This window comes from Amycolatopsis thermalba, from assembly GCF_023376025.1.
GTDB lineage: Bacteria > Actinomycetota > Actinomycetes > Mycobacteriales > Pseudonocardiaceae > Amycolatopsis_E > Amycolatopsis_E thermalba.
In genome coordinates this window covers 5,797,134-5,815,383 of the sequence record NZ_CP091196.1, presented here as the reverse complement: position 1 = coordinate 5,815,383, position 18,250 = coordinate 5,797,134, and the positions used below count along the sequence as shown (strand labels likewise).

Annotated in this window: 17 protein-coding genes; 11 read left to right on the top strand and 6 right to left on the bottom strand. The window is 71.9% G+C overall.

Annotation, left to right across the window (positions count from 1 at the left end; genetic code table 11):
- Positions 1-4 precede the first annotated feature (4 nt).
- From trpA to L1857_RS28140, 6 genes are all read left to right on the top strand, one after another.
- Positions 5-778: a tryptophan synthase subunit alpha gene (gene trpA, locus L1857_RS28165; protein WP_429728422.1), complete on the top strand. Its 774-nt coding sequence runs from the start codon at positions 5-7 to the stop codon at positions 776-778.
- Positions 779-829: 51 nt separating this feature from the next.
- Positions 830-1,333, top strand: coding sequence for a DUF3291 domain-containing protein (locus L1857_RS28160; protein WP_094004387.1), 504 nt, complete (start codon positions 830-832; stop codon positions 1,331-1,333).
- Complete coding sequence (locus tag L1857_RS28155; protein WP_116115279.1) at positions 1,330-2,007, top strand: MOSC domain-containing protein; 678 nt, start codon at positions 1,330-1,332, stop codon at positions 2,005-2,007. The genes L1857_RS28160 and L1857_RS28155 overlap by 4 nt, the downstream gene beginning before the upstream one ends.
- Positions 2,008-2,281: 274 nt before the next feature.
- Positions 2,282-2,449, top strand: a complete 168-nt coding sequence (locus L1857_RS28150; RefSeq protein ID WP_167481566.1) for a hypothetical protein — start codon at positions 2,282-2,284, stop codon at positions 2,447-2,449.
- Between the two features lie 37 nt (positions 2,450-2,486).
- Complete coding sequence (gene lgt / locus L1857_RS28145) at positions 2,487-3,416, top strand: prolipoprotein diacylglyceryl transferase (protein ID WP_240323421.1); 930 nt, start codon at positions 2,487-2,489, stop codon at positions 3,414-3,416.
- Positions 3,417-3,460: 44 nt separating this feature from the next.
- The gene (locus L1857_RS28140; RefSeq protein WP_116114433.1) at positions 3,461-3,763 is read left to right on the top strand and encodes a hypothetical protein; all 303 of its coding nucleotides are present in this window, start codon (positions 3,461-3,463) and stop codon (positions 3,761-3,763) included.
- On the opposite strand, the gene L1857_RS28135 is transcribed toward L1857_RS28140, so the two are convergent.
- From L1857_RS28135 to L1857_RS28125, 3 genes are all read right to left on the bottom strand, one after another.
- A complete protein-coding gene (locus L1857_RS28135; protein ID WP_094004391.1) occupies positions 3,756-4,823 on the bottom strand; it encodes an NAD(P)H-dependent amine dehydrogenase family protein in 1,068 nt (355 codons plus the stop codon). The genes L1857_RS28140 and L1857_RS28135 overlap by 8 nt on opposite strands.
- Positions 4,820-5,602 carry an SDR family oxidoreductase gene (locus tag L1857_RS28130; protein WP_116114429.1) on the bottom strand — a complete coding sequence of 261 codons (783 nt, stop codon included), beginning with the start codon at positions 5,600-5,602 and terminating at the stop codon, positions 4,820-4,822. Before L1857_RS28130 ends, L1857_RS28135 begins: the two co-directional genes overlap by 4 nt.
- A 75-nt stretch (positions 5,603-5,677) precedes the next feature.
- Entirely contained in the window at positions 5,678-6,313 is a 636-nt protein-coding gene (locus L1857_RS28125) for a TetR/AcrR family transcriptional regulator (protein ID WP_094004393.1), read from the bottom strand.
- A 69-nt stretch (positions 6,314-6,382) separates the two neighbouring features.
- Between L1857_RS28125 and L1857_RS28120 the strand changes: the two genes are divergently transcribed.
- Entirely contained in the window at positions 6,383-7,231 is an 849-nt protein-coding gene (locus tag L1857_RS28120) for a CPBP family intramembrane glutamic endopeptidase (RefSeq protein WP_240323420.1), read from the top strand.
- Here the strand turns inward: L1857_RS28120 and L1857_RS28115 are convergent.
- The 3 genes from L1857_RS28115 to L1857_RS28105 are packed head-to-tail and all read right to left on the bottom strand — an operon-like array spanning position 7,197 to position 9,938.
- Entirely contained in the window at positions 7,197-7,997 is an 801-nt protein-coding gene (locus L1857_RS28115) for an ABC transporter ATP-binding protein (RefSeq protein ID WP_116114427.1), read from the bottom strand. The genes L1857_RS28120 and L1857_RS28115 overlap by 35 nt on opposite strands.
- Entirely contained in the window at positions 7,994-9,022 is a 1,029-nt protein-coding gene (locus tag L1857_RS28110) for a FecCD family ABC transporter permease (RefSeq protein ID WP_094004395.1), read from the bottom strand. Before L1857_RS28110 ends, L1857_RS28115 begins: the two co-directional genes overlap by 4 nt.
- Entirely contained in the window at positions 9,015-9,938 is a 924-nt protein-coding gene (locus L1857_RS28105; RefSeq protein WP_429727935.1) for an ABC transporter substrate-binding protein, read from the bottom strand. The genes L1857_RS28110 and L1857_RS28105 overlap by 8 nt, the downstream gene beginning before the upstream one ends.
- A gap of 522 nt (positions 9,939-10,460) precedes the next feature.
- Here L1857_RS28105 and gltB point away from each other — a divergent pair.
- The 4 genes from gltB to L1857_RS28085 all read left to right on the top strand — a co-directional run bounded on the left by gltB (position 10,461) and on the right by L1857_RS28085 (position 18,159).
- Positions 10,461-15,035 (top strand): glutamate synthase large subunit, encoded by a 4,575-nt coding sequence (gene gltB / locus L1857_RS28100; protein WP_116114426.1) that lies wholly within the window; start codon positions 10,461-10,463, stop codon positions 15,033-15,035.
- Entirely contained in the window at positions 15,028-16,536 is a 1,509-nt protein-coding gene (locus L1857_RS28095) for a glutamate synthase subunit beta (RefSeq protein ID WP_249466768.1), read from the top strand. Before gltB ends, L1857_RS28095 begins: the two co-directional genes overlap by 8 nt.
- A 112-nt stretch (positions 16,537-16,648) precedes the next feature.
- Complete coding sequence (locus L1857_RS28090; RefSeq protein WP_116114421.1) at positions 16,649-17,578, top strand: trypsin-like serine peptidase; 930 nt, start codon at positions 16,649-16,651, stop codon at positions 17,576-17,578.
- 47 nt (positions 17,579-17,625) lie between these two features.
- Positions 17,626-18,159 carry a GNAT family N-acetyltransferase gene (locus tag L1857_RS28085; RefSeq protein ID WP_116114419.1) on the top strand — a complete coding sequence of 178 codons (534 nt, stop codon included), beginning with the start codon at positions 17,626-17,628 and terminating at the stop codon, positions 18,157-18,159.
- Positions 18,160-18,250 lie beyond the last annotated feature (91 nt).

The following is an 18,250-nucleotide window of genomic DNA, read 5'->3' as shown; positions in this document are numbered from 1 at the left end:
GGAGATGTTCGGGCAGACGCGTGCGGAGGGCCGGGCGGCGCTGGTCGGCTACCTGCCCGCCGGGTACCCGACCGTGCCGGGCTCGAAGGACTTGCTCGCGGCCCTGATCGACGGCGGCGCGGACCTCGTGGAGATCGGCGTGCCCTACTCCGATCCGGTGATGGACGGCCCGACGATCCAGCTCGCCGCGGACGCCGCGCTGAAGAACGGCTTCCGGCTGCGAAACCTGTTCGAGGTCGTCGAATCGGTGTCGGCCCGCGGTGGCCGGGCGGTCGTGATGACCTACTGGAACCCGGTGCGCCAGTACGGGGTGGCGAAGTTCGCGCGCGACCTCGCCGCCGCCGGTGGCCTGGGCCTCATCACGCCGGACCTGATCCCGGACGAGGCCGGCGACTGGATGGCCGCGTCCGAGCAGCACGGTCTGGACCGCATCTTCCTGGTCGCGCCGTCCTCCTCGGAGGAGCGGATCGACCTGACCGTGAAGGCCGGCTCCGGGTTCGTGTACGCGGCCGCGGTCATGGGCGTCACCGGCGCGCGTGACCAGGTCAGCAGCGGCGCCGCCGAGCTGGTCCGCCGCACCCGGGCGCACACGGACCTGCCGATCGGCGTCGGGCTGGGTGTGCGGTCGCGCGAGCAGGCGGCGGAGATCGCCGGGTTCGCCGATGCGGTGATCGTCGGATCCGCGCTGGTGTCGGCCGCCGCGGGTGGAACCGAGCCGGTGCACGCGCTGGCCGGTGAGCTGGCGGAGGGTGTCCGCCAGGCCGTCGCCACGGCGTGAGACGGCCAAAAACACATGGCCCCGGCCGGGGTTGATCGGCAGACTGGCCGCATGGCCTACGAACTCGCTCAGGTGAACATCGGTCGCCTGGTCGCACCGCTGACCTCGCCCCAGCTCAAGGACTTCGTGGACGCGCTGGACCCGATCAACGCCCTCGCCGACGCCGCGCCCGGCTTCGTGTGGCGCATGCAGACCGAGGACGGCAACGCGACCGCGGTGCGCGCCTTCGAATGGGACACCGGCACCAGCGCGGGGATCATCGTCAACATGTCGACGTGGCGCTCGGTCGAGGACCTGGCCGCGTACGTGTACTCGGGGGAGCACCGGGCGGTGCTCAAGCGCCGCCGCGAGTGGTTCGAGCGGATGCCTGAGGCGTTCACCGCGCTGTGGTGGGTGCCCGCGGGACACCGCCCGACCACGGACGAGGCCGAGGACCGGATCCGGCACCTGCGCGCGCACGGGCCGACGCCGTACGCGTTCACCTTCCGCGAGACGTTCCCGCCCGGCGGTGCCGTGGCCGAGTCCGGACAGGCCGACTGGTTCTGCAAGGCATGAGCACGGGCAAGGTGCTGTCGGTCAACATCGGGTCGAAGCGGGAAGTGCGGGAAGCCGATCTCGGGGTCACCGGGATCGACAAGCGCCCGGTCGAGGGGCCGGTGGCGGTGGCCGCGCCCGGTCCGCGTGGCGTCGGCGGCAGTGGCGTGACCGGCGACGTGATCTGCGACCTGCGGCACCACGGCGGCGACGACCAGGCGGTGTACGCGTACGCGCGGGAGGACCTGGACGTCTGGGCGGAGGAACTGGGCCGCGACCTGCCGCCGGGCGTGTTCGGCGAAAACCTGACCACGATGGGTCTGGACGTCACCGGCGCGCTGATCGGGGAGCGGTGGCGGATCGGCGAGTCGCTGGTGCTGGAGGTGACCTCGCCACGCATCCCGTGCCGGACGTTCGCCGGTTGGCTGGGTGAACGCGGCTGGGTGAAGACCTTCACCCGGCGCGCGGTGCCCGGCGCGTACCTCCGGGTGCTGGAGCCGGGACCGGTGCAGGCCGGGGACGCGGTGACGGTGCTGTCCCGGCCCGGCCACGGCGTGACGATCGGCACGGCGTTCCGCGCGTTCACCACGGAGCCCGCGCTGCTGGCCGACCTGGCCGGCGTGGAGGCCCTCGCGGAGGCCGACAAGCGCAAGGTGCACCGCGCCCTGAAGCGACGCGCCGCCGCCGCGGACTGAGCCCAGCGCAGAACTCACGCCGCCGAACGCAGACCTCACGCGCCCGAGCGCAGAACTCGCGCGCGTGAGCGTGGGACTCGGGGACGTGAGCGTGGGACTCGCGCGGGCCGCGAGTTCTGCGTTCGTGCGCGCGAGTCCCACGTTCCTGTCCGCGAGTCCCACGTTCCTGCGAGCGAGTCCCACGTTGCCGCGCGTGAGTTCTGCGTTGCCGCGGGTGCGGGCTGCGGTGGGGGGAGGGCGTGGGGGGCGGGAACGGGCGTGGCAGGCTGGGGGTATGGCCCGGCCTTCTCCCCTGCAGGTGCGCAACCTCGTCGTCGCCGTGCTCGCGGCTCTCGTGGCGGTCTGGAACGTCACCCAGGGCGGGCCGTGGTACCTCACGGCGATCTTCGGCGTCGGGTGTGTGCTCGCGCTCGGGTCGGCCGCCCTCAACCGCGCGGGCTGATCCGCGCACCTCACACCGCGCACGTTACGGTGAGCGCGTGAATTCCGCCTCGGCTGTGTTCCTCGCGACGATCCCGAGCCCGGACCGCGGCGTCTGGCACCTGGGACCGATCCCGATCCGCGCCTACGCGCTGTGCATCATCGCCGGCATCGTCCTCGCCATCTGGTGGGGCGACCGCCGCTGGGTGCAACGCGGCGGCACCAAGGGCACGGTCGTCGACATCGCCGTGTGGGCCGTGCCGTTCGGCCTCGTCGGCGGGCGCCTCTACCACGTCATCACCGACTGGTGGCGCTACTTCGGCGAGGGCAAGGACCCGGTCAAGGCGCTCTACATCTGGGACGGCGGCCTGGGCATCTGGGGCGCGATCGCCCTCGGCGCGGTGGGCGCGTGGATCGGCTGCCGCCGCAAGGGCGTGCCGCTGCCCGCGATGGCCGACGCGATCGCCCCGGGCATCATCGTCGCGCAGGCCATCGGCCGCCTCGGCAACTACTTCAACCAGGAGCTCTACGGCGCGCACACCACGCTGCCCTGGGGCCTGGAGATCTACCAGCGCTTCGACCCGAACAACCCGACGATCCCCGACCAGGGCCCCAACGGCATCGCGTTCGGCAACATCCCGCTCGCCGACAGCCCGGTGCACCCCACGTTCCTGTACGAGCTGATCTGGAACCTGATCATCGCGGCGCTGGTCGTGTACGCCGACCGCAAGCTGCGGCTGGGCCACGGCCGCGCGTTCGCCCTCTACGTCGCCGGGTACACGCTGGGCCGGTTCTGGATCGAGCTGATGCGCACCGACGACGCCACCCACGTCCTCGGCCTGCGGGTCAACACGTGGACGTCGATCCTGGTCTTCGCCGGCGCGATGGTCTACTTCTTCCTCGCCCGGCGCCGCGGGCCACGCGAGGAACCGGAAACGCTGCGCAGCAAGGACGACGAGACCGACACGGTCGCCCCGGAACGCGAGTAGTTCTACTCAGGCGCGGTCCCGGCCCGCTCGCCAGACTGGTGATCATGACCGAGGACCGGCGGCCGGGTGTGGCCTTCCTGGGGTTCGCGCTCGCGACCGGACTGCTGATCGTCGTCGTGGTCGCCCTGATGCGGGACTTCGTCGCCGGCTGGCACGGGGGCGAATACGCCTCCGCCTACATCGGGGTCACGTTCGGCGCGATGATCGCCGGCAGCCTGTGCCGGCTCGCACGGCCCCCGTGGCGCTCCTTCGGCACCGGGCTGATCCTCGGCGGTGTGCTCGGGTTCGCGAGCTTCCTCGCGGTGGCGGTGGCGCTCTACCTCGCCCTGTCGCAGATGTCTAGCTGACCAGGCCGCGCCCGGTGACCAGCGGCAGGTCCAGCGCCGTCAGCAGGCCGGGCGGCGCCGCGACCACCGCGGGGATCGCGTTCACCAGCCGCATCGCCGTCGCCTTGAGGCCCGCCGTGTTGTGGTCGCCGTCCGTGCCGACCAGCCGCAGGTCCAGCGTGTAGTTCGGCTCGCCGGTCACCTGCACCCGGTAGCAGCCCTGCCCGGACGGTTGCGGCCAGTCCGGCCCCAGGTCCGGGCGCAGCCGTGTCACGTGCTCCAGCACGCACACCGGACGGCCGCCCCGCATGCCGCGCACCTCGAACCGCAGCGCGGCGGCCGTGCCCTCGGCGATCGTGCCGCACGAGACGTCGAACGCCGACGGCGCCGGCAGCCGCTCGAAGCTCTCCTCCACGGCGTCCAGCTCCACGCCCAGCCCGGCCGCCAGCTGCCGCACCACGCTGCCCCACGCCAGCGACAGCACGCCGGGCTGCAGCAGCATCGGCGTCTGGTCCAACGGGCCGCCGAAGCCCATGATGTCGAAGACGACCTTGCGGTTGTCGTAGGTCGAGTAGTCCAGGATCTCGAAGCAGCGCACCTCGTCGATCCGCTCGCACACGCCCGTGAGTACCAGCGGCAGCCAGTCGTTGGCGAACCCGGGGTCGACACCGTTCACCCACAGCGACGCGCCACCCTCGGACGCGGCCGCCCGCACGGGTGCGGACACCTCGCCGGGCACCACGCCGTCCGGGAACTGCAGGAACACCGGGCTGCTCGACACGACGTTCACGCCGGCCCGCAGGATGCGCTGCAGGTCGGCCAGCGCCTCCATCAGCCGGTCGTCGGCCATCGCCGTGTAGACCACGCAGTCCGGTTCCAGCGCCAGCAGCGCGTCGGCGTCGGTGGTCGCCGCGACGCCCAGCGACCGCCCCAGCCCGGCCAGCTCCCCGGCGTCCCGGCCGGCCTTGTCCGGGTTCGACACCCACACGCCGGCCAATTCCAGCTCCGGATGCGCGTCGATGCCCGCGATCGCGTGCCGCCCCACGTTGCCGGTGCTCCACTGCACCACCCGGTACGTCACAGGTCCGGCAATCCGAGTTCGAGGTTGGGCGCCTGCAGTCCACCGTCCACTTCCAGCACCTTCCCCGTGACGAACGAGCCGGCGGGCGAGGCCAGGTAGACGATCGCGGCCGCGATGTCCTCGACCTCGCCGAGCCGGCGCAGCGGCGTGTCCGCCTCCATCCTGGCCTTGATCTCCGGGTTGTTCACCACGACCTCCAGCGCCGAGGTCGCCACCGACCCGACGGCGACCGCGTTGACCCGGATGCGTGGCGCGAGGTCGTAGGCGGCCAGGCGCGTGTAGTGGGCGAGCGCGGCCTTCGCGGTGCCGTAGGCGGCGAACCCGCGCCCGGCGACCCGGCCCATGTTCGACGAGATGTTGACGACCGTGCCGCCGTCGGTCATCAACGGCACGGCGGCGGTGGTGAGCGCGTGCGCGGTCGAGACGTTGAACCGGAACGCCTCTTCCAGGAACTCCGGTGTGGTGTCCAGCAGCGGCCGGGGATAGGTGCCGCCGACGTTGTTGACCACGATGTCGACCCGGCCGAACTCGCCGACCGCGGCCTGCGCGAGCGCGGCGGCGGCCGCGGGATCGCTGAGGTCGGCCGGCACGACGTGCGCGCGCCGTCCGGTTCCGGCCACGCGCGCGGCGACGGCGTCCAGGTCGGTCTTCGTACGGGAGGAGATCACCACGTCCGCACCGGCTTCGGCCAGCGCGACGGCGGCTCCCGCGCCGATACCGCGTCCGGCCCCGGTGACGACGGCGACTTTGCCGGTCACGCGGAAACGATCGAGGATCATGCGGCCGACTGTAACAGGTTCTAGTTCGGTCCGGGGCGGTCCGAGGAGAACCTGGTGCCGGGCAACGGAACCCCGCTAGGGAACCGCCGGGCCGGGGTCTTCGGGAAAGAGGGCGGCCAGCTCGTCGTGCAGGAGCCGCCGGATCTCCTCGGCCGGGAACTCGCGTGGGTACATCGCCGCCTGCAGGGTCAGGCCGTCGATGAAGGTGTGCAGGCGCCGGGCCTGCCGGTCGAGGTGACCGTCGGCGAGCGGGTCCCCGATGCGCTCCGGAGGTGGTTGCCCGCAGAAGTACGCCACCGCGAGCCGGCAGATGTGCCGTTCGCCGGGGAGTCCTGCCGTGTGGAGTTCGGCGAGGGATGCGTCGAAGCGCGAGCGCATCAGGCAGGCGAGCCAGACGTCCGCGTCCACCCGCCGGTCGGCGTCCAGTGGCAGCAGCTCCTCGAGCATCAGCAGCGCCCGGTCACGCCCGGGCAGATTGCCGTGCAGGTGGCCGGCGATGCGAGCGGTGACCTTGTCGGCCATCGCCTTCGCTGCGAAGAGCAGCAGGCCGCGCTGGCTGTCGAAGTAGTGGCGCAGCCCGCCGATCGAGATGTTGGCCTGCTCGGCGATCTTCCGCACGGTGGCGCCCTCGATGCCGTCCCGGCTGATGACGTCCCAGACCACCCGGACCAGTTCCGCCCGTCGCTGGTCGTGGTCGACGAGCTTCGGCATACCCAGGTTATAGCACAATCGTACGGTTTCCTATACCGTACAAGCGTGCTAAAAAAATCTGAGGGAGCGGTGCCGGGGCGTGCCACGGGTTCGGTCGTGCTCGCCGGGGGATTGCTGCTGATCGCCGGGTCGGCGCTGTGGTTCGTGCTGACCGGCGACACCGGTGTCCGGTACTCGTCGGACACCGGCGACACCGTGCCGATGTGGTTCCGCTGGATTCCCGTACTCGCCGGCGTCGTGCTGGTACGCCTGGTGCCGTTCCGGGGCGCCGCGATCACGCCGGCCGAGCGCCGGCCCCGCCTCGAAGCGGGTGTTCTCCTGGCCTCGGCGGTGCTCTTCGCGGTGACGCTGGGGCTGGCCGGCGGTGGCGAGCCCGCCCACACCCTGTTGAAGGTGCTGTTGCTGCTCGGGGTTCCCGCGGCGATGTTCTGGATCCTGCGGCGCTGGGGAACGGCCTGGCGCCCGGCGGGTGGGCGGCCGGAGGTGGGGCGGCGCTGGGCGCCCGCGATCCCGGTCGCCGCGTGGGTTCTCCTCAGCTACGCCAGCCCGTGGGCCACGCCGTCCAGCGACTTCGCGACCACCGTCGACCTGGTCACGCTCGTGCTCGTGCTCGTCGTCGGGTTCCTCGTCAACAGCCTGCTGGAGGAGGTCTTCTACCGCCGCTGGCTGCAGTCCAGGTGGGAGGCGCTCATCGGCCGGTGGCCGGCGATCGTGCTCGCGTCACTGCTCTGGGCCGTCTGGCACGTCGCCATCCACGGCAGCGGTGACCTGCCGGCCGACCTCGCGTCGGCGTTCGTCAACCAGGGCGTTCTCGGGCTGTTCCTCGGATTCCTCTGGAGCGAGTACCGGATGATGTGGCCGCTGCTGGTAGTCCACGGTGCCGTCAACGCCGTCCCCGTCCTGCTACCCCTGGTGTGAGCGGGCGGACCGGCAGCACCGCCAGTTCACCGCGGTCGTTCGTCCGCACCTCCGCGGCCGCGCCGTAGTGCGCCGCCAGCGCCTCCGCCGTCAGCACCTCCGCCGGTGGCCCGGCGGCCACCGCGTGGCCGGCGTCGAGCAGGAGGAGCTGGTCGGCGTACTGCGCGGCGAACGTCAGGTCGTGCAGGGTCGACACCACGGTGATGCCGTCCTCGTGCCGCAGCCGGTCGATCAGCTCCAGCAGCGCCTGCGCGTGGCCGATGTCCAGGCCCGTCGTGGGCTCGTCGAGCAGCAGCAGGCTCGCCCGCTGGGCCAGCACCCGCGCCAGCACCGCGCGCTGCCGCTCGCCGCCGGAGAGCATGTCCACCCGGCGGCCCGCCAGCGCGCCCAGGTCCAGCCGCGCCAGCACCTCCTCCACAATGGACAGATCCGACCGGCTTTCCCGCGCCAGCAGACCCAGATGCGGCGTGCGGCCGAGCAGCACGTAGTCGGTCACCGTCAGGCCCACGGGCACCGCCGGGTCCTGCGGCGCGTACCCGACGAGCCGCGCCAGTTCCTTGCGCGGCACCCGGGACCGGCCGCCGATGAGCACTTCTCCTTGTGGCGGCAGGAGTCCGGCCACGGTTTTGAGCAAAGTGGACTTCCCGGCCCCGTTCGGCCCGACGACGGCCAGCCACCCGCCGGCCGGCACCTCCACCGAAACCCCGTGCACCACCGGGCAATCGCCGTAACCGGCGCGCACCGAGCGCAACGACAACGCGGTCACGACAACCTCCTCCGCGACGAGCGCAGGATCCAGGCGAAGAACGGCGCCCCGGTGAACGCGGTGACCACACCCAGCGGCAGTTCACCCGGCATGACCGTGCGCGCCAGCTGGTCGGCCAGCACCAGGAACGCCGCGCCGCCGACCAGCGACAGCGGGATCACCACCCGGTAGCTGGCCCCGGCGAGCATCCGCACCACGTGCGGCACCACGATCCCGACGAACCCGATCAGCCCGCTGACCGACACCGCCGCCGCGGTCGCCAGCGACGCCGCCGCCAGCACGACCAGCCGGATCCGGCCCGGTCGCAGGCCCAGCGACGCCGCCTCCGCGTCGCCGAGCGCGAGCACGTCGAGCAACCGCGCGGACAGGCACAGCACGACCGCCGCCACCGCCACGTACGGCACTGCGATCAGGACTTCGCGCCACCCGCTCACGTTGAGCCCGCCCAGCATCCACGTGTAGACCTGCCGGATCGTCTCGGTGTTCAGCTGCTGCGCGAACGTCTGGATCGCGGTGAGGAACGACGCCACCGCGACCCCGGCCAGCAGCAGCGTGCTCGTGCTGCCCCCGGCCGAGCGGCCCACCAGCCAGCTGAGCCCGACCCCGCCGAGCGCGCCGGCGAACGCGGCCAGCGGCAGCGGGCCGACGACCCAGCCGCTGACCGCCGGGGCGAGCACCACGACGAGCGTCGCCGCCATGCCCGCCCCGGCCGCCGCGCCCAGCAGGTACGGGTCGGCCAGCGGGTTGCGGAACACGCCCTGGAACGTCGCCCCGGACACCGCGAGCGCCGCGCCGACGATCGCCGCCAGCAGCACCCGTGGCACCCGCAGCTGCCACACGATCGCGGCCTCCCGCACGGACAGCGGCGACTGCCCGCCGGTGACCTGCGCCCAGATCTCGGCGAGCACCCGCTGCCAGCCCAGGTCGCTCGCACCGACGAGCACGGCGAACACCAGGACGGCCGCGAGCACCACGAGCCCGGCGATCAGGACCGGGGCGCGCAGCCGGGTCCGGGTGTCAGGCACCGGTCTTGGCGACCGCGGCGGCGACGGTGCGGACGAGCTCGACGATCCGCGGGCTCCACCGGGAGGCGATGTCGTCGTCGAGCGCGATCACCTGACCGCGTTGCACGGCGCTCAGCGTGTTCCAGCCCGGCCGCGCGGCGACGGTCTGCGCGTTCTGCCCGCAGCACTTGCTGTCCGCGAGGAAGATCAGGTCCGGGTTGGACTGCAGGATGCGTTCGGCCGACAGCTGCGGGTAGCCGCCGGAGGCGTTCGGGTCGGTGCCGTCGGCGATGTTGGTGAGCCCGAAGCGGGTGAGCACCTGGCCGATGAAGGTCGCCGAAGTCACGCTGTAGTACGTCTGGTCCAGCTCCCAGTAGTAGGTCAGCGATCGCTTCGGCGCGTCCGCGACGATCTTGTCGATGTCGTCGCGGGTCTGCCGGGCCAGGCTCTCGCCCTCGGCCTGGTGCCCGGTCGCCTTGCCCAGCACCTCGAACTGCGTGTAGGCGTCGTCGAGCGTCTTCGCGTCGGGCATCACCAGCGTCTTGGTCCCGGTCCGGGCCAGTGCGCCGGCGAGGCCGGTGGTGTCGGCGTAGACCACGACCAGATCGGGCCGGTAGGCGGCGATCGCCTCGGGATCGGGGCTCAGGCCGGTCAGCTGCGTGCGCGGCGCCTGTGCGGGGAAGTTCGACGCCGAATCGACGGCGACCACCTGCGGCCCCGCGCCGAGGGCGAACAAGGTCTCGGTGGCCGACGGCGACAGCGACACGATGCGTTGCGGCTGCTTGTCGAGCGTCACGGCCGGGGCGCCGGGCGCGGCGACCGTGACCGGGAAGGCGCCTTCGGTTTCGGGGGGTGCGGCCGAGTCCTCGGACGGCCGGGTGGCGCATCCGGTCAGCACGAGCAGGACCGCGATCAGTGGTGCGAAACGACGGAACACAAGAAAACCTCGGGTTTCCGGCCGGCGTCACGGGGCCCCGTCCCGCACCCAGGCGTTACGGACGCCGCACCCCTGAGCCGGGGGCGAAAGGCGTCGGCGCGGCGGCAGGCGACCTGGCTCGACCGGGTGTGCACGGAGCGCACCCGAGTCATCACAGTTGCGGCACAGCACCGGGTTCCCACCGGTTTCGCGGCCGCCGCGTCACTGGCCGGCAAGCCGCTGACCAGCGTGAGGAACGCTACCACCGGCGAATCTGGCCCCGGGGCGGGATCCTGCGTAATCTTGATGGGATCGCGCGACGCGTATGCTCGGTCGGAGGCGCCGAAGGCAGCCCATCAAGAACGATGTCGTTCCTCGCAGCCAGATCGTTACCGATCGGATGAGAAAATCCACACTCCGAGAGGGTGCCCTCATGTTTCCTGGGTGTTAAGGTCGCGCTAATCCAAGGGCCATCGTCGTCCCTGCAGCAGTACCGGGGGAACTTTCCGAACTGAGCATTGAGACGACGAAGGAGGTCCCCGCATGATCTTCTCCGCCAACCCGGGCAAGCAGGGCCTGTACGACCCTGCCACGGAGCAGGATTCCTGCGGTGTGGCGATGGTGGCCGACATTCAGGGCCGGCGCACCCACGCCATCGTCACGGACGGGCTGACGGCGCTGATCAACCTGGACCACCGGGGCGCCGCGGGCGCCGAACCGACCTCCGGCGACGGCGCCGGGATCCTCGTGCAGCTGCCCGACCAGCTGCTCCGCGAGGAGGCCGGCTTCGAGCTGCCCGAACCCGACGCGCAGGGCCACCACCGCTATGCCGCCGGCATCGCGTTCCTGCCCACCGAGGAGGAGGCGCGCGGCAAGGCCGTCGCGCTGATCGAGCGCCTGGCCGACGAGGAGAGCCTCGACGTGCTGGGCTGGCGCGAGGTCCCGGTCGACGCCGACGCCGCCGACATCGGCCCCACCGCGCGGTCGGTGATGCCGCACTTCGCCATGCTGTTCGTGGCGGGCAAGCCGGACGCCGACGGCGTGCGCCCCGCCGGCCTGGAGCTGGACCGGCTCGCCTTCTGCCTGCGCAAGCGCGTCGAGCACGAGAGCGTGGTCGCCGAGTGCGGCACGTACTTCCCGTCGCTGTCCGCGCGCACCATGGTCTACAAGGGAATGCTCACGCCCGAGCAGCTCCCGGCGTTCTTCGGCGACCTGCGCGACCCGCGGCTGACCAGTGCGATCGCGTTGGTGCACAGCCGGTTCTCCACCAACACGTTCCCGTCGTGGCCGCTGGCGCACCCGTTCCGGTTCGTCGCGCACAACGGTGAGATCAACACGATCCGCGGCAACCGCAACCGCATGCGGGCCCGTGAGGCGCTGCTGGAGTCGGGTGTCATCCCGGGCGACCTGACCCGGCTCTACCCGGTGTGCTCGCCGGACGCGTCGGACTCGGCGTCGTTCGACGAGGTCCTCGAACTGCTGCACCTGGGCGGCCGCAGCCTGCCGCACGCCGTGCTGATGATGATCCCGGAGGCGTGGGAGAACCACACCACCATGGACCCGCGGCGGCGCGCGTTCTACCAGTTCCACGCGAGCCTGATGGAGCCGTGGGACGGCCCGGCGTGCGTCACGTTCACCGACGGCGCGCTCGTCGGCGCGGTGCTGGACCGCAACGGCCTGCGCCCGTGCCGCTGGTGGCGCACCGCCGACGACCGCGTCGTGCTGGCCAGCGAGGCCGGTGTGCTGGACGTGCCGCCGGACCAGGTGGTCGCCAAGGGCCGCCTCAAGCCGGGCCGCATGTTCCTGGTGGACACCGAGGCCGGCCGCATCGTCGCCGACGACGAGATCAAGTCGGAGCTGGCCCAGCAGCACCCGTACGAGGAGTGGCTGCACGCCGGCCTGCTGCAGCTGGCCGATCTGGCCGACCGCGATCACGTCACGCAGAGCCACGACTCGGTGCTGCGCCGTCAGCTCGCCTTCGGCTACTCCGAGGAGGAGCTGAAGATCCTGCTCGCGCCGATGGCGGAGAAGGGCGCCGAGCCGCTGGGCTCGATGGGCACCGACACCCCGCCCGCCGTGCTGTCCAAGCGGTCGCGCCAGCTCTACGACTACTTCAAGCAGGCCTTCGCGCAGGTGACCAACCCGCCGCTGGACGCGATCCGCGAGGAGCTGGTCACGTCGATGAGCCGGATCATGGGTCCCGAGCGCAACCTGCTCGACCCGGGCCCGGCCTCGTGCCGGCACATCCAGCTGCCGTACCCGGTCATCGACAACGACGAGCTGGCCAAGCTCATCCACATCAACGACGACGGCGACCTGCCGGGCTTCGCCTGCACCGTCCTGTCCGGACTGTTCGAAGTGGACGGCGGCGGCAAGGCGCTGGCGGAGGCGATCGAGCGGGTGCGCCGCGAGGCGTCCGAGGCGATCGCGGCCGGCGCGCGCACGCTCGTGCTGTCCGACCGGGACTCCGACCACAAGATGGCGCCGATCCCGTCGCTGCTGCTGGTCTCCGCGGTGCACCACCACCTGGTGCGCACCAAGGAACGGCTGCGCGTGGCGCTCGTGGTGGAAAGCGGTGACGCCCGCGAGGTCCACCACATCGCGCTGCTGCTCGGCTACGGCGCCGCGGCGGTGAACCCGTACCTGGCCTTCGAGACGATCGAGGACATGATCGCGCAGGGCGCGATCACCGGGATCGAGCCGCGCAAGGCGGTGCGCAACTACGTCAACGCGCTGGTCAAGGGCGTCCTGAAGATCATGTCCAAGATGGGCATCTCGACCGTCGGCGCCTACACCGCGGCGCAGGTGTTCGAGTCCTTCGGGCTGTCGCAGGAACTGCTCGACGAGTACTTCACCGGCACGGTGTCCAAGCTCGGCGGCGTCGGTCTCGACGTGCTCGCCGAGGAGGTCGCCGTCCGGCACCGCCGGGCCTACCCGGACAACCCGACCGACCGCGTGCACCGCCGTCTCGACACCGGCGGCGAGTACGCCTACCGCCGCGAGGGCGAGCTGCACCTGTTCACGCCGGAGACGGTGTTCCTGCTGCAGCACGCCAGCAAGACCCGCCGCGACGAGGTGTACCGGCGCTACACCGAAGAGGTGCACCGCCTCTCCCGCGAGGGCGGCGCGCTGCGCGGGTTGTTCAAGTTCCGCAAGGAGGGCCGCACGCCGGTCCCGATCGACGAGGTCGAGTCGGTCGAGTCGATCTGCAGGCGGTTCAACACCGGCGCGATGTCCTACGGCTCCATCTCGGCCGAGGCGCACCAGACGCTCGCGATCGCGATGAACCGCATCGGCGGCCGGTCCAACACCGGTGAGGGCGGCGAGGACCCGGAGCGGCTCTACGACCCCGAGCGGCGCAGCGCGATCAAGCAGGTCGCCAGCGGCCGGTTCGGCGTCACCAGCGAGTACCTGGTCAACGCCGACGACATCCAGATCAAGATGGCGCAGGGCGCCAAGCCAGGCGAGGGCGGCCAGCTGCCGCCGAACAAGGTGTACCCGTGGATCGCGCGCACCCGGCACTCCACGCCGGGCGTCGGCCTGATCTCGCCGCCGCCGCACCACGACATCTACTCGATCGAGGACCTGGCGCAGCTGATCCACGACCTGAAGAACGCCAACGAGAAGGCCCGCATCCACGTGAAGCTGGTCAGCTCGCTGGGCGTCGGCACGGTCGCGGCCGGGGTGTCGAAGGCGCACGCCGACGTCGTGCTGATCTCCGGTCACGACGGCGGCACCGGCGCCTCGCCCCTGAACTCGCTCAAGCACGCGGGCACGCCGTGGGAGATCGGCCTGGCCGAGACCCAGCAGACCCTGATGCTGAACGGGCTGCGCGACCGCATCACCGTGCAGGTCGACGGCGCGATGAAGACCGGCCGCGACGTGGTGGTCGCGGCGCTGCTCGGCGCCGAGGAGTACGGCTTCGCCACCGCGCCGCTGATCGTGGCCGGCTGCATCATGATGCGCGTCTGCCACCTCGACACCTGCCCGGTCGGGGTCGCCACCCAGAGCCCGGAGCTGCGCAAGCGCTACACCGGGCAGGCCGAGCACGTGGTGAACTACTTCCGGTTCGTCGCGCAGGAGGTCCGCGAGCTGCTGGCCGAGCTGGGTTTCCGCACCCTGGACGAGGCCATCGGCCGGGCCGACGTGCTGGACACCGACGAGGCGGTCGACCACTGGAAGGCCGGCGGCCTGGACCTGAAGCCGATCTTCGAGATGCCGGCCGACACCCCGTACGGCGGTGCCCGGCGCAAGATCCGCGAGCAGGACCACGGCCTCGAGCACGCCCTGGACCGCACGCTCATCCAGCTGTCCGAGGCGGCCCTGGAGGACGCGCACCCGGTGCGGCTGGAACTGCCGGTGCGCAACGTCAACCGCACCGTGGGCACGCTGCTGGGGTCGGAGATCACCCGCCGCTACGGCGGTGAGGGCCTGCCCGACGGCACGATCCACATCCGGCTCGTCGGATCGGCGGGGCAGTCGCTGGGCGCGTTCCTGCCGCGCGGCGTCACGCTGGAGATGGTGGGCGACGCCAACGACTACGTCGGCAAGGGCCTGTCCGGCGGCCGCATCATCGTGCGGCCGCACCCGGACGCGACGTTCGCCGCCGAGCGTCAGGTCATCGCCGGCAACACGCTGGCCTACGGAGCGACCGCGGGGGAGATGTTCCTGCGCGGTCAGGTGGGCGAGCGGTTCTGCGTACGCAACTCGGGCGCCACCGTCGTCGCCGAGGGCGTGGGCGACCACGCCTTCGAATACATGACCGGTGGCCGTGCCGTGGTGCTCGGTCCGACCGGCCGCAACCTCGCCGCGGGCATGTCCGGCGGTATCGGCTACGTCCTCGACCTCGACGAGGGCAGCGTCAACCGCGAGATGGTCGAGCTGCTCCTGCTCGAGCCCGAGGATCTGAACTGGTTGAAGGACATCGTGACCCGACACCACGAACTCACCCGCTCGGCGGTCGCCGCGTCGCTGCTCGGCGACTGGCCGCGCCGGTCGGCGAGCTTCACCAAGGTCATGCCGCGCGACTACAAGCGCGTGCTGGAGGCGACCAGGGCCGCCAAGGCCGCCGGGCGCGACGTCGACGAGGCGATCATGGAGGTGGCGTCTCGTGGCTGACCCCAAGGGCTTCCTGAAGTACGAGCGGGTCGAGCCGCCCAAGCGCCCCAAGGAGCACCGCGCCGAGGACTGGCGCGAGGTCTACGCCGACCTCGAGCCCGCCGAGCGCGACCAGCAGGTGCGCACCCAGGCCACCCGCTGCATGGACTGCGGCATCCCGTTCTGCCACTCGGCCGGCTCCGGCTGCCCGCTGGGCAACCTCATCCCGGAGTGGAACGACCTGGTGCGCCGCGGCGACTGGGCCGCGGCCAGCGACCGGCTGCACGCGACCAACAACTTCCCGGAGTTCACCGGGAAGCTGTGCCCGGCGCCGTGCGAGGCGGGCTGCACGCTGTCCATCTCGCCGCTGTCCGGCGGACCGGTCGCGATCAAGCGCGTCGAGGCGACGATCGCGGAGAAATCGTGGGAGCTGGGCCTGGCCCAGCCGCAGGTCGCCGAGGTGGCCAGCGGTCAGCGGGTCGCCGTGGTCGGGTCCGGCCCGGCCGGGCTCGCCGCCGCCCAGCAGCTCACCCGCGCCGGGCACGACGTGACCATCTTCGAGCGGGACGACCGGCTCGGCGGGCTGCTCCGCTACGGCATCCCCGAGTTCAAGATGGAGAAGAAGCACCTCGACAAGCGCCTGGCCCAGCTCAAGAAGGAGGGCACGCAGTTCGTCACCGGCTGCGAGGTGGGCGTCGACATCACCGTCGAGGAGCTGCGGGCGCGCTACGACGCGGTCGTGCTCGCGGTGGGCGCGCTGCGCGGCCGCGACGACACCACCACGCCGGGCCGGGAGCTGCGGGGCATCCACCTGGCGATGGAGCACCTGGTGCCGGCCAACAAGCAGTGCGAGGGCGACGGGCCGTCGCCGATCCACGCGCACGGCAAGCACGTCGTGATCATCGGCGGCGGTGACACCGGCGCCGACTCCTACGGCACCGCGATCCGCCAGGGCGCGGCGTCGGTGACCCAGCTGGACCAGTACCCGATGCCGCCGGCCACCCGGGACGACGACCGGTCGCCGTGGCCGACGTGGCCGTACGTGCTGCGCACCTACCCGGCGCACGAGGAGGGCGGCGAGCGGAAGTTCGGCGTCGCCGTGCGCCGGTTCGTGGGCGACGAGAACGGGCACGTCCGCGCCATCGAGCTGCAGCGGGTCAAGGTCGTCAAGGACCCGGAGACCGGGCGCCGCGAGGTCCTGCCGGTGTCGGACGAGATCGAGGAGATCCCGGCCGACCTGGTGCTGTTCGCGATCGGCTTCGAGGGCGTGGAGCACATGCGGCTGCTCGACGACCTGGGCATCCGGCTGACCCGGCGCGGCACCATCTCGTGCGGCCCGGACTGGCAGACCGAGGCCCCGGGCGTGTTCGTCTGCGGCGACGCCCACCGCGGCGCCTCGCTGGTGGTGTGGGCGATCGCCGAGGGCCGCTCGGTGGCGCACGCGGTGGACGCCTACCTGACCGGCGCGTCGGACCTGCCGGCGCCGGTGCATCCGACGGCGCTGCCGCTCGCTGTGGTGTAAGCACGCGCATCGGCCGTTCGGGCTCACCCTGGGCCCGAACGGCCGATTGTTCACTCTGTCGTGGCCGCCTAACTTTCGGTGGCAACGAACGGTCGGCAGACGGGTGAGCGTCATGAAGCGAACAGGTATCCGGGCACTGGTCCTCGCGGCGGTCGCCGCGGTCACCACGGCCGTGTTCAGCGCGCCCGCCACGGCGGCGCCCGGACCGGCGATCCACGTGCAGGGCGCCGGTGCGGCCGAGTACTGGACGCCCGAGAAGATGCGCTCGGCCAAGCCGCTGGACAACCTGCTCACCGCCGCGCGCAACGTCACCGCCGACGTGCGGACCGCGGTCCCGCGCCTGCTCCCGTCCCGGACCTCGAAGGCCAGCACCGGCGACCCGTGGACCGGCGGCGGCGCGGTGACGCACACCGCGGGCCGGGTCTTCTTCACCTTCAACGGCTCCCCGGCTTCGTGCAGCGGGGACGCGGTCACCAGCGCCAACCGCAGTGTGGTCATCACGGCCGGGCACTGCGTGAAGTACCAGGGCAGCTGGCACACCGACTGGATCTTCGTGCCGGGCTACGACAACGGCAACGCCCCGTACGGCGAATGGGCCGCGACGACCACCCTCACCACGCCGCAGTGGCAGGCCAGCGAAGATCTGGCTTACGACGTCGGCGCCGCGGTGGTGGCGCCGCTGAACGGCCGGTACCTCACCGATGTGGTGGGCGCGCAGGGCATCGCCTTCAACCAGCCGCGCGGCCAGGTGATGTACAGCTTCGGCTACCCCGCCGAGCCGCCCTACGACGGCAGCGAACTGACCTACTGCGCCGGCCGCACCTTCAACGACGCGCTCGGCTCCGGCGACCTGGGCATGCGGTGCGACATGACGGGCGGCTCCAGCGGCGGCCCGTGGTTCCTGAACTTCGACACCTCGACCGGGACCGGAATCCAGAACTCGGTGAACAGCTTCGGCTACACCTTCCTGCCCGGCGTGATGTTCGGCCCGTACTTCGGCGCGGACGCGGAGGCGCTCTACAACGCGGCCGCGTCGCGGTAGGTCCTATTCGGTTGCCCCGGACCGGGCCGGTCCGATAGGAAACCCGCATGCTGAAGGGTGACCTGGTCGGGCTGCGCGCCCGGCACGAGGCCGACATCCCGGTCCTGCGCACGGAGCTGTACGACGACGTGGTGACCGGCTCGCGAGCGGACAGCCGGCCCTGGCGGCCGCTCCGGCCGGACACGAAGGACCCGCGCCTCGTGGGGGACGACACCGACCCGGGGCACGTGCCGTTCTCCGTGGTGGAGCTGGCGGGCGACACGCTGATCGGCACGGCGACGATGTGGGGCATCGACACCCACCACCGGTCCGCGCACATCGGGCTGGGGCTGCTGCCGTCCGCGCGCGGCAAGGGCTACGGCACCGACGTCGTCGCCGTGCTGTGCCACTACGGTTTCGTCGTGCGCGGCCTGCACCGGCTGCAGATCGAGACGCTGGCGGACAACTTCCCGATGCTGCGCGCCGCCGAGCGCAACGGCTTCGTCCGTGAGGGCGTACTGCGTTCCTCCTCCTGGGTGATGGGCGAGTTCCTGGACGAGGTGCTGCTCGGGCTGCTCGCCGAGGACTGGCAAGGGAATTAGGCCGCCCGCCCGCCAGCCCACCACCACCCTCAACGGACGCGCTCCGCGCGGCCCCTGATCCCGGTTCTCAGGCCGGCGGCGGTTGAATGGG

What these genes read in the sequence shown, in the direction of transcription:
- trpA (WP_429728422.1), top strand. Translation starts at nt 5, where the DNA reads ATGTTCGGGCAGACGCGTGCGGAGGGCCGGGCGGCGCTGGTCGGCTAC.
- L1857_RS28160 (WP_094004387.1), top strand. Translation starts at nt 830, where the DNA reads ATGGCCTACGAACTCGCTCAGGTGAACATCGGTCGCCTGGTCGCACCG.
- L1857_RS28155 (WP_116115279.1), top strand. Translation starts at nt 1,330, where the DNA reads ATGAGCACGGGCAAGGTGCTGTCGGTCAACATCGGGTCGAAGCGGGAA.
- L1857_RS28150 (WP_167481566.1), top strand. Translation starts at nt 2,282, where the DNA reads ATGGCCCGGCCTTCTCCCCTGCAGGTGCGCAACCTCGTCGTCGCCGTG.
- L1857_RS28140 (WP_116114433.1), top strand. Translation starts at nt 3,461, where the DNA reads ATGACCGAGGACCGGCGGCCGGGTGTGGCCTTCCTGGGGTTCGCGCTC.
- L1857_RS28130 (WP_116114429.1), bottom strand. Translation starts at nt 5,602, where the DNA reads ATGATCCTCGATCGTTTCCGCGTGACCGGCAAAGTCGCCGTCGTCACC.
- L1857_RS28125 (WP_094004393.1), bottom strand. Translation starts at nt 6,313, where the DNA reads ATGCCGAAGCTCGTCGACCACGACCAGCGACGGGCGGAACTGGTCCGG.
- gltB (WP_116114426.1), top strand. Translation starts at nt 10,461, where the DNA reads ATGATCTTCTCCGCCAACCCGGGCAAGCAGGGCCTGTACGACCCTGCC.
- L1857_RS28090 (WP_116114421.1), top strand. Translation starts at nt 16,649, where the DNA reads ATGAAGCGAACAGGTATCCGGGCACTGGTCCTCGCGGCGGTCGCCGCG.
- L1857_RS28085 (WP_116114419.1), top strand. Translation starts at nt 17,626, where the DNA reads ATGCTGAAGGGTGACCTGGTCGGGCTGCGCGCCCGGCACGAGGCCGAC.